Origin of the sequence: Parapedobacter sp. 2B3, from assembly GCF_041925275.1 — a bacterium.
In the GTDB taxonomy this organism is placed as follows: domain Bacteria; phylum Bacteroidota; class Bacteroidia; order Sphingobacteriales; family Sphingobacteriaceae; genus Parapedobacter; species Parapedobacter pyrenivorans_A.
In genome coordinates this window covers 169727-181985 of sequence record NZ_JBHEUZ010000003.1, presented here as the reverse complement: position 1 = coordinate 181985, position 12259 = coordinate 169727, and the positions used below count along the sequence as shown (strand labels likewise).

Genomic DNA, 12259 nt, shown 5'->3' with positions numbered 1-12259 from the left:
CCGTTTCTTTGATTCCTATTAGTCGTCAGGATTCCATCGCCGTTCGGGCAATCGGGCTATCCACGGCCCCTTCCGGACGAGCTTTTCCGTTCAGCAGTTTTACTGGGCGTAGCGCTGCTCCGGCTGCTTTGCGAACGGCTGCTCGTCGAAACACTCGGCCGCGAAGACGACTGGCTTTTCACCGTGGTGCTACGGCTCGGGCGGCTGGCCCTTTGCGCAGGTGCGTTCGTGCTGCTATTCCGTACCGGTGTTGCACGCTGCGCCTGCGTAGACGTTCGGCTGCTTTGGCTTACCGTAGGTTTGGTAGCCCGTTGTTGTACGCTGGTTGTTAACCGATTTCGAGACGCCGGTGTGGTTGCACGGTTTGTCGTACTGCTGGAAGTACTTTCCGCACTGCGCACGGAGTTCGTTCTCGGGGCAGTTGTACGTGCCGCCGGTGTAGCTGCCTCGCGGGTCCGGTTAGCGCTGTTTGTGCGCACTGCTTCACGTGTGCTGTTTGTACGGGTAGCTTCCGTATTGTTGCCGGTGGCCGACCGCACATTGCGGCTATCGGTCGTCCGCGTAGTGGTGCCACGTGTAGCCGCCGTTGCGTTCCGGTTGTTGGCCGGTGTCGTTGCCGTCCGTGCATTGGCAGCCCGGCTGCTGGTCCTTGCCGTTGCCGCATCGGCTACCCGGGCGGGGCGTGCCGATGTACGGCTGTTGCGGTCTACCTCCGGCCGGTAGAGACTTACCGAACGGCTATTTACGGCGGCCCTTCCAGGGCGGGTAGCATGGCTTATTTCGCGTACCGCCACCCGGCCGCCCGTAGCCCGCTCAAGTTCGCTGCGGCGTGGACCGCTTACATACGTACGATTGTTGTACACGTATGTGTTATTGATAATCGTAGTGCGGTTATATATACTTACGCGGTTGCGGTACGGCGTGTAGTAGCTATAGAGCCGCGGACTGCAAATATACCGTTGTGGTACAAACACCCAGTGGTGGTGGGGGATACCGATGTGTACATCGATGCTCATGCGCGGACCTAGCGGCGCCCAGCCGTAATAACCACCGCCACTCCGCCAGCTTACCCAAGCGGGACCCCACTCATAGCCCGGCACCCATGCCCAACCGTAGTAATCGGTATAGGTCCACCGGCCATAATGGAACGGTGCCCAGCCCCAAGCATAGTTCGATACCCAGGTGTTTCCGTAGCTGGTCATTACCCAATAACCATTCGTAGCATAAGGCTGGAAGTTCTGATCAGCGTCCGGAAGCCAAATATATCCGTATTCGGGGTCATTTATCCATTCACCATAAGGAGCCAGTTCGTCGTAAAATAATTGGAACGAAACGCTCATGCCGGGTTGGGCTTTCACGGCATTGGTTGCCACAATAGCCACAAAGGCGATTGCTGTAAGTAGCGTAAGTGCGGTCTTCTTTATCGTTTTCATGACTTGCTAATTTAAAGGTGCAACACTTTTGTTTGTTCTGTCGGTATGACTAGCGTGGCGACCCGATGGTTTAATCCGGCTAGCTGAAACGCCCTCTGCACTACTGGTAACATTGTAGAACAATTTCCCGAAATGTGCGTTTATATAGGGAAATTAATGGCATTTTAGCTAAGTTTGCAGCCTTAACTGCGGAAATCCACGGATGGTAAAGAAGAAGATACAGCGTACACTCGTCGAACTAGCCAATATCCATCGGTTTGTCATGCGTTTCTTCCGCGAGGTGTTCAGGCCACCTTATGAGTTCAAGGAGATCGTCCGGCAGTGTTATGAAATCGGTTGGAAATCACTGCCTCTTATTTCGCTAACAGGCTTCATTACCGGTATTGTATTTACCAACCAATCGCGTCCCTCGCTAGCCGAATTTGGTGCTACGTCGTGGCTGCCCGCGCTGATATCCATTGCTATTATCCGGGCGTTGGCCCCGCTGGTTACGGCGCTGATCGCCTCGGGCAAGGTCGGTTCGCAGATCGGTGCCGAGCTGGGTTCCATGAAAGTGACCGAGCAGATCGACGCCATGGAGGTTTCGGGCACCAATCCATTCAAATTCCTCGTGGTGAGCCGCGTATTGGCCACCACCATAGGTATTCCCATCCTGTCTTTCTATACAGCGGCTGTTGGCCTGCTTGGGGCCTTCCTAAGTGTCAATCAAGTCGAGGATACGAGTTTCCGGGTGTATTTCGACCAGGTGTTTGACGCGGTAACGTTCCTCGATGTATTTTCGCTGGTGTTGAAAGCCATCGTATTTGGCTTCACCATCGGTATCGTGGGCTGCTATCAAGGTTACCATTCATCGAAAGGAACGGAAGGCGTGGGGCGTGCTGCCAACTGGGCCGTGGTTATGTCGATGTTTCTGGTATTCATTGAAGAAATACTGATCGTGCAGATTATTCAAGCAATGCGCGCATAATGTTAAAGACGGGCGGACATATCGACTATGGCAAGCGGGTCATCACCGTGCGAAACGTGAGCAAGTCATTCGGTGAGCTGGATGTGCTGCGCGGAGTCGACCTCGATTTGTTCGAGGGCGAGAACCTCGTGGTCTTGGGGCGTTCCGGCACCGGCAAGTCGGTGCTTATCAAACTGATATCGGGCCTGCTGAAACCCGATACAGGTACCGTCGAGGTACTTGGTGAGCATGTGGATGAACTTGGAGAGAAGGAACTGCAGCAACTTCGGCTGAAAATCGGTTTTTCTTTCCAGAACAGTGCGCTATACGATAGTATGACCGTGCGTGAGAACCTGGAGTTCCCGCTTGTCCGGAACAAACGGCATCTTTCCCGTAAGCAAATCAACCATGAGGTGGAAGATGTGCTGGATGCGGTAGGGCTCTTGCACACCCTTCATCAGATGCCTTCGGAGCTATCGGGTGGACAACGGAAGCGCATCGGCATCGCCCGAACGCTGATCTTGCGGCCCGAAATCATGCTGTATGACGAGCCGACAGCCGGCCTTGACCCGATTACCTGCATCGAGATCAACGGCCTGATTAACGAAGTTCAGGAAAAATACAAAACCTCATCGATTATCATTACACATGATTTGGCCTGCGCCAAGAGCGTGGGCGACCGGATCGTGATGCTCTTGGATGGCCGGTTTGAGCGGGAAGGGAGCTTCGATGAAATTTTTGATACAGACGACGGCCGCGTGAAGCCGTTTCATGACTACAATTTTATTCAGTAATTATGAGTGCTAACGAAAATAAACGTTCAGTAATCGTAGGATTGTTTGTGCTGATCGGCATCATCATACTCGTTGCGGGTATCTTGGTGCTTGGAGGGCAGCAAAACCGCTTTTCGAAGACCGTTAGGGTCACCGCGGTATTCGGTGATGTGAGCGGCCTGAAGCCCGGCAACAATGTGTGGTTCTCGGGGGTTAAAATCGGTACCATTAAGAGTATCAGCTTCAAAAACCTACAAGATGTTGAAATAGCGATGGATATTGAATCTTCCTCGCGCGAGTACATCCGTAAGGATGCCGTTGCCGAAATTGGATCGGAGAGCTTTATTGGAAACAAGCTGATCGTCCTTAAAGGTGGCAGCAGCGATGTGCCTGCCATTGAAGATGGCGATGTTTTGCAAGCAGCCGAAGCCGGTGGTCTGGATGCGATGATGGCTACCTTGCAAACCAATAACGAAAACCTGGTGGAGATTACCCGCAATTTCGGCGAAATAAGTAGCCGTATCGCGCGTGGTGAGGGTACCATGGGTGCGGTGTTGACCGATTCGCTGATGGCGGTGCAGATTAAGCAGATGATCAGCAACCTGAACCAAACGGCTGCCAATACGGCCAAAGCATCCAATGCGCTCAACCAGCTGACCACTAAGCTGAACGCCGAGGGAACGCTAATCAACGATCTGCTTACCGACACGGTCGTTTATGGAAACCTACGTAGCGCCGTGGCCGAGCTGCAAGGCATTACCCAAACGGCGTCTGCGCTGGTAACCAACCTCCATCAAACGGCTGGTAAACTGGATGATAAGGACAATGCCGTAGGAGTGCTGCTCAACGACCCGGAAGCGGCCGAAAGCATCAAACAGACCTTGATGAATCTCGAAGCAAGTACCGAAAAACTGGACCAGAACATGGAAGCGCTACAGCACAATTTCCTGTTCCGCGGTTTTTTTAGGAAGCAGGCGAAAAAAGCCGAAAAGGAGGCCTCTCAGCAGTAAAGGCAAGCTCGCCGTCCATACTACAGCCGCCCTGCCTCATTCTCCGTACTGGAAGAAGGCGCTTTGGTTTGTGGCCTCTGACCCGTGCCAAAGCGGTAGGTGAACGATAAACCGAACCGACGGGTGAAACCGTTCTGGTAAGATTTGGAATCCAGTGCTTTCTGGCGTGAGTATGTTTTATACTGGTCGGTGCCAAAAATATCTGCTGCAAGAAAGCGGATACTACCCTTATCACCAAACACCCTTTTAACCACCGTAACGTTGACTTGCCCGTATGGGTCGCCGATGGCAAGCGGGCCATCCTGGTAGCTGCTCATGAACATTCCAGTCACCTCCGCTGCCCACCCACCATTAAACCGCAGCTGGTTTAGTAACTGGGCGTACGCGAAACCGGCGCCGTTATCCGTATAATCCTCCGAAAGCATGCCTTGGTAGCTGTCATAACCCGTTGTCGCATTGACTATCACCACATACCATGAAGCGAGCTGGTCCGTGTAGTCAATCGTCATACTGTACGTGTCCATCCGATCGATGTTGCCGAAGCCATAGACGAGGGCCTGACTGCCGTCTTCGCGGCTGTAGGTCCAGATGATCACGTCGTTCAATCGAGAATATGCAGCGGAGGTGGTTAGTTTACCCGCGAACGTATGGCTTAGCTGGATGGAGTTGTCCACTTCCGGAGCGATCCGCGGGTTTCCTTGCTGGTAATACAGTAAATCGGTGTAGAATGAATACGGGATCAATTGGCTGTATTCCGGCCGGTTGATCCGCTGTGAAAAACTCGCGGTGAACGAGTGGTTTTCGTTCGCCTGCAGCGTAAGGCTAACCGACGGGAAGAGCTTGGTATGCCTACGATTAAAGCGCTCTTTCCTATCGATATTCTCCCCATCGCTACGGTTGTTTTCTAACCGTAAGCCTACCTGCAATTGCCATGTATCATCAAGTCGTTGGTCGAAATCTACGTACGCTGCATGGATGTTTTCGTCGAATAGGTAATGTGAACTTCGTTCGCTATCCTTTACATAATCGTCCGATTGCGCGCTATAAATTTCGAAAGCCGCATCATTGTCCATTTTCATGAGCGTTGTTTTCACGCCCGCCGTAACCGTGGCTTTTTCCGAAATCGGGTAGGTCAGGTCAGCCTTGCCGCCATAGATGTCTATATTGCTGGAAATGCGCTGGCGGATGCGTAGGTGCTCACCCAGCTCCGGCTGCCCGGATACGGAAAAGTCGTTGGTGAGGAAATACGTCAGCGGCCGGTTATAGGCTAGGTAATCAGCGACTACCGAAAAAGTAGCACCGCGTTTACCCAACTGCTGCGTAAGATAAGCATTGAAGGTCTGGACAGGATTGCGGATCTCCCGCTTACGGGTGGATGTATTGACGGCTGTCAGCGCTTGTTGTGGAAATGAGATATCGCTTCGGCTGCGGTTTTGCTGGTCCGGGTATCGTTTGAAATTGCCGTTATAAGTGGCACCGATGGTCGTTTTTCCCAATGTATAGTCCAACCCTGTACGCAGATTGTGTGTGGCCGTGCTGCTTTCTGATAGAAACGTTTTGTCCTCAATGGATTCTGTCCGCCCGTCTTTATCACGCATCACGTTGTGGTACTTCAACTCGATGACTGGGTTGGACAGCGTGTACCCGTAATTGAAGAGCACGTTGAAGCTGTTTTGCTTCCAGTTGATGTCTATGTTGTTTGCCGAGCTGAATGTCCGGCCCTGGTGTCCGCTGACACTGAAATTCCCATTGAAGCCGTTGGTCAACCCTTGCTTGGTTTTCAGGTTGATGACGCCGCCGGTTCCCTGTGCATCGTATTTGGCCGATGGGCGGGTGATCACTTCAACTTGGTGCAACTGATCGGCGGGCATTCCCTGTAGGTAGTCGGTTAGTTCCGAGCCACTCAGGTGGGTAGGCCTGCCGTCAATCAGCACGGTGATGTTGGCTTTACCCCGTATGGAAAGGCCACCTTCCGAACTTGTGGAAACACCGGGCGACTGTTTCAGCACGTCTAGCACGGTACCTCCCGCCGCCGATAGCAACTGGCCAACGTTAACGATTGTCCGGTCGGGATGAGGGGTTACTATGGGGCGGGAGGTAGTCACCTCAGCCTCGTCAAGTTCAATGTAGTCGGGTGCTAATGTGATACTTCCTGCATTGAAGGTAATTCCAGGGGTAAGGGTAATAGGCGTGGATGTATAAGGAACCAGCCCTGTCGACGTGACACCGATCATGTAAGTGCCTGCTGCCACCTCATCGAATTGAAAGGAGCCCCCATCGTCAGTTAATTCCACCTTCAATAGTGTCGAATCGGTATAGCGAAAGAGCGAAAGCGTTGCCGCGGCAAGCGGTTCCCTTTCAATATCCATCACCTTTCCAATGATAACAGACGGATTCGTTTGCTGCGCCAGCAAATGGAAGCTAAGAAGCAACGATACAGCGGCAAAATAGATATTCTTCATCTTTTTTTGGTAACAGCGTTCTGATATCCCCATGCTAGGACACTTGGCAATATTACTTGCTGTAAAGGAAGCAAGCAATAGTACGGCGTACTATAAAATGAACCCGGAAACTGATTGGAGTTAGGACGTTGTGTCGAGTAACCCAGCGAGGAGGGAGAGTTGAACAAGCGATGTGTTGTCGCGTGCAAACAACCGATTTCGTACGGTATTCAGTTGGTTTTTGGCTGTTTGTCTACTTACAGATACCATCTCGGCTATCTCACCGATGGCGTGGCCCTTTTGACAAAGGCCGATCAACAGCTTTTCGCGCGGTGATAAGATGTCTTTCCTTACCGTCTTCCGGCGGTCCGAATGCCAGTGCGCAGGCTGGCCATTTAAGTTGAACCGCATCCAGTACCCATTTGCAGTAGTCATCAATGTGGTGATGTCTTCCATGTAATCGAAGCTCAGCACGACGTTACCGGACGCATCAGACACTAAAGGCGTGCATTTGTAATGCATGCGCATGTGCTTGTTCTTCAAGTTCAAGATAGACCCACCGCATACGGACGATACCGGTAGCGGACGGATGCCGTCCGGTAATCCAGCGATGAGCCGTTTACGAACCGACAAAAAATCAACGATGCTCCTGTGGTCCTGGACGATTGATAGATACCTTGGATCCCATCCCGTAGGGCTCGAATGCCCGATCGTATCGCCTACTAATTGAGGCAGGTTACTACTGCAATAGAGAAAGTTGAAAAAGGGAGTACCACCTGTTGCTATGCCATGCAATCTGGTCGAGCACGGCCAATTGCTGCTTGATTTCAAAAGGGAGCTGCCAGTTGCTGTCGGGAGCGTAGGATTGCCGTAATTTACGGCCGATATCAGCCAGAAGGTGATAATCGCCGGAAGTGTTTTCTATCGCCGTTGGGCGAGATTTTGCATCCATGATTCAGTTGCGAGTATAATCCAGCATCGTACGAAGTTACTTTTTTTTGCCAAGATTGACTAAAAAAATACACTTCATAAAAATTCATTGCTATAAATCTTGTATGTTTGGCGTAATCAATTGCTTCAAACGAGCCGATATACCGCATGAAAAGTCTAGTTTTTGTAGCGTTAATATTTATTGTCGGCGAGACAGCCTTTGGAAAGGTACGTTCGCCAACCGACAGCCTGAAACAACTGGTTTCATCGCGGCACGGAGATGAGCGATCGAAATTGCTGATTCAACTGAGTTATCAGTATGCGGGCAACAATCCGGATACGGCGCTCGTATTGCTTGAACAGGCGTTAGCGGGAGCGAAAACACCCGAAATACGGGGAAAGGTTCTTTTCGAGCGAGCCATGCTCCATCGCTTTCTGGAAAACGACAAGCGGCAGGCCGAGGCGTTGGACTCGGCCTATCAAACGCTCAAAGGCGTAAACGATTCCATTGCGGCAAATGCGCTGCATTATAAAGTAGTATTGCTGCAGCTCCAGGGACAATACGAGAAGGCTTTGCAAACGGGGCACCTCCTGATTGATACCCGCAAAGCGCTGCCCAGCAGGAACCACGAACTGAATGCCGTATTGCAGACCGGTTATACGTACGACCGGATGGGAGACTATCGTAAAGCGATAGTGTGGTATAAAAAAGGGCTGGAGATTCAAGGGGTTACCAACGAGAATTTTATCGGACGGGCTTACGGGTTGATCGGTATCGCGTATGATGGGCTCGCCGAATATGAGGAGGCGATTGCGTATAACCTTCAAGCTGTCGAGCATTTCAAGAAAGCACCTAATTCCAGCTTCCTGCATACGTGGTATTCGAACCTGGGAAATACGTATACCAAGATGGGAAAACTCGACTTGGCGGAGAAATATACCCTGCTGGCGCTCGAAGACGCCAAAGAACAGCGCTATATAGCCCGCGTCAATTTGGGCAAGATCTATATGGAACAGGGGTTGCTGGCCGAATCGCAAGCCGTGTTGGAGAAGGTGACGCAAGAGTTGGAAAACACGGGGCAGACGAATTACCTGTCGCAAGCGTATAACCGCATGCACGAGCTATATCGGAAAAAGGGGGATTACAAGACCGCACTCGCTTACTTCGAAAAGTATAAAGCCAATGAGGACAAGCGGCTTTCGGAAGCGAAGATTAAGCAGGTCAATGAGCTGGCCGTTGAGTACGAAACAGCCGAGAAAGAGCGTTTGCTGGCCGAACAACGCGCACAATTGGCCGAAGGTGAGCTGCTCGTAAAAAATAGGAACCAATGGATTTTCGGGCTTTCGTTCCTGGCAATAGGTCTCGCCGCCATTGGGACGTTGCTGTACAAGCAGGAACAGCTGAAAAGCCAGCAGGTACAACGGGAAGCTGCGCTGAAATTGACCCTCAATGACATTGAACACCGAAACCGGTTGCAGGAACAACGGCTAGCTATCTCCCGCGATTTGCACGACAACATCGGCTCACAGCTCACCTTTATCATATCGGCGATCGATACGCTTAAACAATTCGTCGGCGACCAGAACACCCGCTTTACCGAACGGCTCGCGCACATGGGGGCCTTTGCAAAAGATACCATCCAGGAACTGCGCGATACGATATGGGCCATGAATAAAGATCAAATTGCCCTGGAAGACCTGGAGACCCGCGTTTCTGACTTTATCGAAAAGGCCAACCTGGTAGCAGGGGAGGTGGGGCTGGTTTTCCGCACGGATGTGGAAGGTGACACCATTATATTCGATTCAAGGACCGGTATGTGGCTGTACCGGATTTTGCAGGAAGCGGTAAATAATGCCATCAAGTATGCGGAAGCTAAGACGATTGCCGTGACGTTTGGACGAGATGCCGGTCTGTTCCTGTTGACGGTGGAAGACGATGGGAAGGGATTCGACGTTGAACGCGCCGAGCGGGGAAATGGCCTCGAAAACATGCGTAGGCGCGCTCAAGTGCTGCATGGCGAGCTGGAGCTTGTTTCAGAAAAAGGAAAAACCGTCGTTTCCTGCCGCATACCCATCAAACACCAGAAAGATGAAGAAATTGCTTAGACTGTCCATTGTAGACGACAACCCGTTCCTCATCAACGCGGTTGCCGATAAACTTTCATTTTACGATGATATCCGGATCGTATTTACCGCCCATTCGGGTGTGCAAGCGTTGAGCAAGATTGCATTTGAAGGGAAGCCGATTGATCTCATATTGATGGATATCGAGATGCCTGAAATGGATGGTATCGAAGCGACAGGGCTGATCAAGGCAAAATATCCCCAAATAAAGATCTTGATGCTGACGGTATTTGACGATGAGTCTCGTATTTTCCGGGCTATTCAAAACGGTGCGGATGGCTATTTGTTGAAGGATACGGCCCCCGAAGACTTGTACCAAGCTGTTATCCAAACCATGGCAGGAGGGGCTGCCATGACGCCCTCCATTGCCAGGAAGGCGCTGAATTTGCTGCGGAACCCGCTGGAGCCATCGGCTGCTGCAGACCAATGTGATCAAGTGAAGCTCTCCGGTAGAGAGGTGGAGGTACTGGAGCAGCTCGCCAAGGGACTGCCTTACACGCGCATTGCAGAAAACCTGTTTTTGTCGCCCTCCACGGTGCGGAAGCACATCGAAAACATTTATCAAAAATTGCAGGTACATTCCAAGCTGGATGCGGTGCAGGAAGCCCGCTTACGAAGGCTCATTTGACTGTATTGGAAAACGGCATTCCACTCGTGTTAGGCCATTTTCTGTGGATATGTGTAGGGTGCCGCCGAGTGCACCGGCCCTGTTTTTCATGTTTTGCAACCCGTTTCCGTCCTGTGTTTCCAGTGTGTCGAAGCCCTTTCCGTTGTCATCTATCCGTATCTGCAATAAGTCGCTTTGCCGGGCAAAACTGATATCGATACGGGTCGCATCGGCGTGTTTCAGTGCATTGTTCACGGCTTCCTGCAGTATGCGGTAGACGTTCATTCCCGCTTTCGAGTTAAAGAGCAGATCTTTTTCGTCTTTGACTTCGTCTACAAAAGACAGCGAGACGTTCATGGTTGTCTGATTGGCGCCTTCGATAAAGTTGGCAATCCGTGATTTCAAGTCCTCGATGCTGATGGCAGGTCTGTTCATCGCCCAGATGGTGTCCCGTAATTCCCGTATGGTATCTTTGGCAAATGAACCCATATCGCCAAGCCTTTCGAATAGTTTTGGTTCGCGATGACCCACAAGTTGTTTTGCCGTGTCTATGGCGGAGATAATGAATGTAAGGTGCGCTCCGATATTATCATGTAAATCTCTCGATATGGATAGTTGCTGTTCCTTCAACCGATTTTGTGTCTCTATTTTCTCCAAAGCAAGTTGCATTTCGTTGTCTTTTTGTTGCCTGATGTTTTTGAGCACTTGTTGTTTGTACAGCAGAAAGCCTATCAACCCGATGATGATTGCCAACGCTAGTAGCCCGAAAATCCATAACCCCCTGTTTTTGAGGGTGAGTTGGTGGTCTGCTATTTTTGCCCGTTGTTGGAGGATGAGGTTTTCTTTTTCGGCGGCTTCATATTTTTCTCTTAAATTGAGCATTTCACGGGCTTTTTCCGAAAAATAAAGACTATCCTTGCCATCTATGTGCTTTTTAAGGTAAGCTAAGGCTTTTTTGTAATTCGGCATCTTCTCATAAATCTGTGACAGTGTTTTTGAAAATGTTTCAATGCCTGGAACAAAATTCATTTGTTCAGCTTCTGCCAGAATAGCCAAGGCCAATGTTTCGGCCTTGCTCACCTTCCCTTGCGCCAGGTGTATGTTCGCAAGATCATTCTTCAAAAACAAAATCGCCAACCGCTCCCCTCTTTCCTCTTGTATGGCCATGGACTGTATAAGATATTTTTCCGCTTCTGCCAACTTTCCCATCCCCCAACTTGACAGCGCCATATTCGTCAGCGGATAGGCTTTTTCCAATCTTGCTCCAATTGCCTCGTACCCGTCCGCCGATTTCTTGGCAAATTCAAACGTCTTATCGAACTGCTTTTTCTGCAAATATGCGGCAGCCACACTGTTATAGCTCATCGCTACATAATAATCGTTCCTTATTTTCTTATATATATCCAATGCCTTTAGATAGTATTCCAAGGACAGGTCTGTTTCTTGGATAATCTTGTATCTATTTCCCAAATTCAGGTATGCTCCCGCAATCCAAACGCTGTCTTTTCCTGCTATAAAATTTTCAAGTGCCTTGAACTGATATTTAACAGCGGTGTCAAATTCAGCTAGGGATTCATACGCATTGGCTAAGTTTGTGTAGAGGCTGCCGAGCACGTAGTGTTCTTTTGATGTTTCCAAAATGGGTTTTGCCCTTAGATGATAGTTAAGGGCTTCCTTGGGTTTGCCCGCATCCCAGGACAAAATACCGTAGGTCATCCATATCCTTGCACGGTAATAGTCACTGTCCATGGCTTCAGCTTCCCTAAATGCCATATCCGTATAATACATGGCACTATCCACATTCACGGAGCGGAATTTCATCCCGATGTCCTTATATAGCATCACTTTATCGCCTCCTTTTTTTTCGGGCAACGAAGCTTTGAGTGCCGCAATATCTTCTGCTAACGTTTGGGCAGCGGTTACGTTAGCGGCTATCACGAATAGGATGCATGATGCCAGGAATTTAGCCATAGGGGTTATTGGAGACATGTGCTA

Annotated in this window: 10 protein-coding genes; 5 read left to right on the top strand and 5 right to left on the bottom strand. The window is 50.5% G+C overall.

Translation table 11 applies throughout. The features are described 5' to 3' along the window. Window positions 1-56 precede the first annotated feature (56 nt). The gene (locus ACEVG1_RS05360) at window positions 57-1433 is read right to left on the bottom strand and encodes a DUF6600 domain-containing protein (RefSeq protein WP_374742545.1); all 1377 of its coding nucleotides are present in this window, start codon (window positions 1431-1433) and stop codon (window positions 57-59) included. A 202-nt stretch (window positions 1434-1635) separates the two neighbouring features. On the opposite strand from ACEVG1_RS05360, the gene ACEVG1_RS05355 reads away from it, so the two are divergent. From ACEVG1_RS05355 to ACEVG1_RS05345, 3 genes are read left to right on the top strand one after another with little or no spacing between them, the layout of a single operon-like run. Continuing rightward, complete coding sequence (locus ACEVG1_RS05355) at window positions 1636-2400, top strand: MlaE family ABC transporter permease (RefSeq protein ID WP_374742544.1); 765 nt, start codon at window positions 1636-1638, stop codon at window positions 2398-2400. Beyond that, the gene (locus tag ACEVG1_RS05350) at window positions 2400-3173 is read left to right on the top strand and encodes an ABC transporter ATP-binding protein (RefSeq protein WP_374742543.1); all 774 of its coding nucleotides are present in this window, start codon (window positions 2400-2402) and stop codon (window positions 3171-3173) included. Before ACEVG1_RS05355 ends, ACEVG1_RS05350 begins: the two co-directional genes overlap by 1 nt. A 2-nt stretch (window positions 3174-3175) precedes the next feature. Beyond that, window positions 3176-4162, top strand: a complete 987-nt coding sequence (locus tag ACEVG1_RS05345) for an MlaD family protein (protein WP_374742542.1) — start codon at window positions 3176-3178, stop codon at window positions 4160-4162. Between the two features lie 20 nt (window positions 4163-4182). Here ACEVG1_RS05345 and ACEVG1_RS05340 read toward each other — a convergent pair whose 3' ends face one another. The 3 genes from ACEVG1_RS05340 to ACEVG1_RS05330 form a co-directional block, all read right to left on the bottom strand. Next, window positions 4183-6624 (bottom strand): TonB-dependent receptor domain-containing protein, encoded by a 2442-nt coding sequence (locus tag ACEVG1_RS05340; RefSeq protein ID WP_374742541.1) that lies wholly within the window; start codon window positions 6622-6624, stop codon window positions 4183-4185. Between the two features lie 120 nt (window positions 6625-6744). Then, the gene (locus tag ACEVG1_RS05335) at window positions 6745-7236 is read right to left on the bottom strand and encodes a helix-turn-helix transcriptional regulator (protein ID WP_374742540.1); all 492 of its coding nucleotides are present in this window, start codon (window positions 7234-7236) and stop codon (window positions 6745-6747) included. A gap of 106 nt (window positions 7237-7342) precedes the next feature. After that, complete coding sequence (locus tag ACEVG1_RS05330) at window positions 7343-7555, bottom strand: hypothetical protein (RefSeq protein WP_374742539.1); 213 nt, start codon at window positions 7553-7555, stop codon at window positions 7343-7345. Window positions 7556-7701: 146 nt separating this feature from the next. Between ACEVG1_RS05330 and ACEVG1_RS05325 the strand changes: the two genes are divergently transcribed. Both ACEVG1_RS05325 and ACEVG1_RS05320 read left to right on the top strand, forming a co-directional pair. Next, window positions 7702-9639, top strand: a complete 1938-nt coding sequence (locus ACEVG1_RS05325) for a tetratricopeptide repeat protein (protein WP_374742538.1) — start codon at window positions 7702-7704, stop codon at window positions 9637-9639. After that, complete coding sequence (locus ACEVG1_RS05320) at window positions 9623-10285, top strand: response regulator (protein ID WP_374742537.1); 663 nt, start codon at window positions 9623-9625, stop codon at window positions 10283-10285. The genes ACEVG1_RS05325 and ACEVG1_RS05320 overlap by 17 nt, the downstream gene beginning before the upstream one ends. Here the strand turns inward: ACEVG1_RS05320 and ACEVG1_RS05315 are convergent. Then, window positions 10268-12235, bottom strand: a complete 1968-nt coding sequence (locus ACEVG1_RS05315) for a tetratricopeptide repeat protein (RefSeq protein ID WP_374742536.1) — start codon at window positions 12233-12235, stop codon at window positions 10268-10270. The genes ACEVG1_RS05320 and ACEVG1_RS05315 overlap by 18 nt on opposite strands. Window positions 12236-12259: the final 24 nt, after the last annotated feature.

Bases quoted from the DNA above. Each gene is read 5' to 3' on its own strand.
- ACEVG1_RS05320 (WP_374742537.1), top strand. From the start codon at position 9,623: ATGAAGAAATTGCTTAGACTGTCCATTGTAGACGACAACCCGTTCCTC.
- ACEVG1_RS05360 (WP_374742545.1), bottom strand. From the start codon at position 1,433: ATGAAAACGATAAAGAAGACCGCACTTACGCTACTTACAGCAATCGCC.
- ACEVG1_RS05330 (WP_374742539.1), bottom strand. From the start codon at position 7,555: ATGGATGCAAAATCTCGCCCAACGGCGATAGAAAACACTTCCGGCGAT.
- ACEVG1_RS05350 (WP_374742543.1), top strand. From the start codon at position 2,400: ATGTTAAAGACGGGCGGACATATCGACTATGGCAAGCGGGTCATCACC.
- ACEVG1_RS05345 (WP_374742542.1), top strand. From the start codon at position 3,176: ATGAGTGCTAACGAAAATAAACGTTCAGTAATCGTAGGATTGTTTGTG.
- ACEVG1_RS05355 (WP_374742544.1), top strand. From the start codon at position 1,636: ATGGTAAAGAAGAAGATACAGCGTACACTCGTCGAACTAGCCAATATC.
- ACEVG1_RS05325 (WP_374742538.1), top strand. From the start codon at position 7,702: ATGAAAAGTCTAGTTTTTGTAGCGTTAATATTTATTGTCGGCGAGACA.
- ACEVG1_RS05315 (WP_374742536.1), bottom strand. From the start codon at position 12,235: ATGGCTAAATTCCTGGCATCATGCATCCTATTCGTGATAGCCGCTAAC.
- ACEVG1_RS05340 (WP_374742541.1), bottom strand. From the start codon at position 6,624: ATGAAGAATATCTATTTTGCCGCTGTATCGTTGCTTCTTAGCTTCCAT.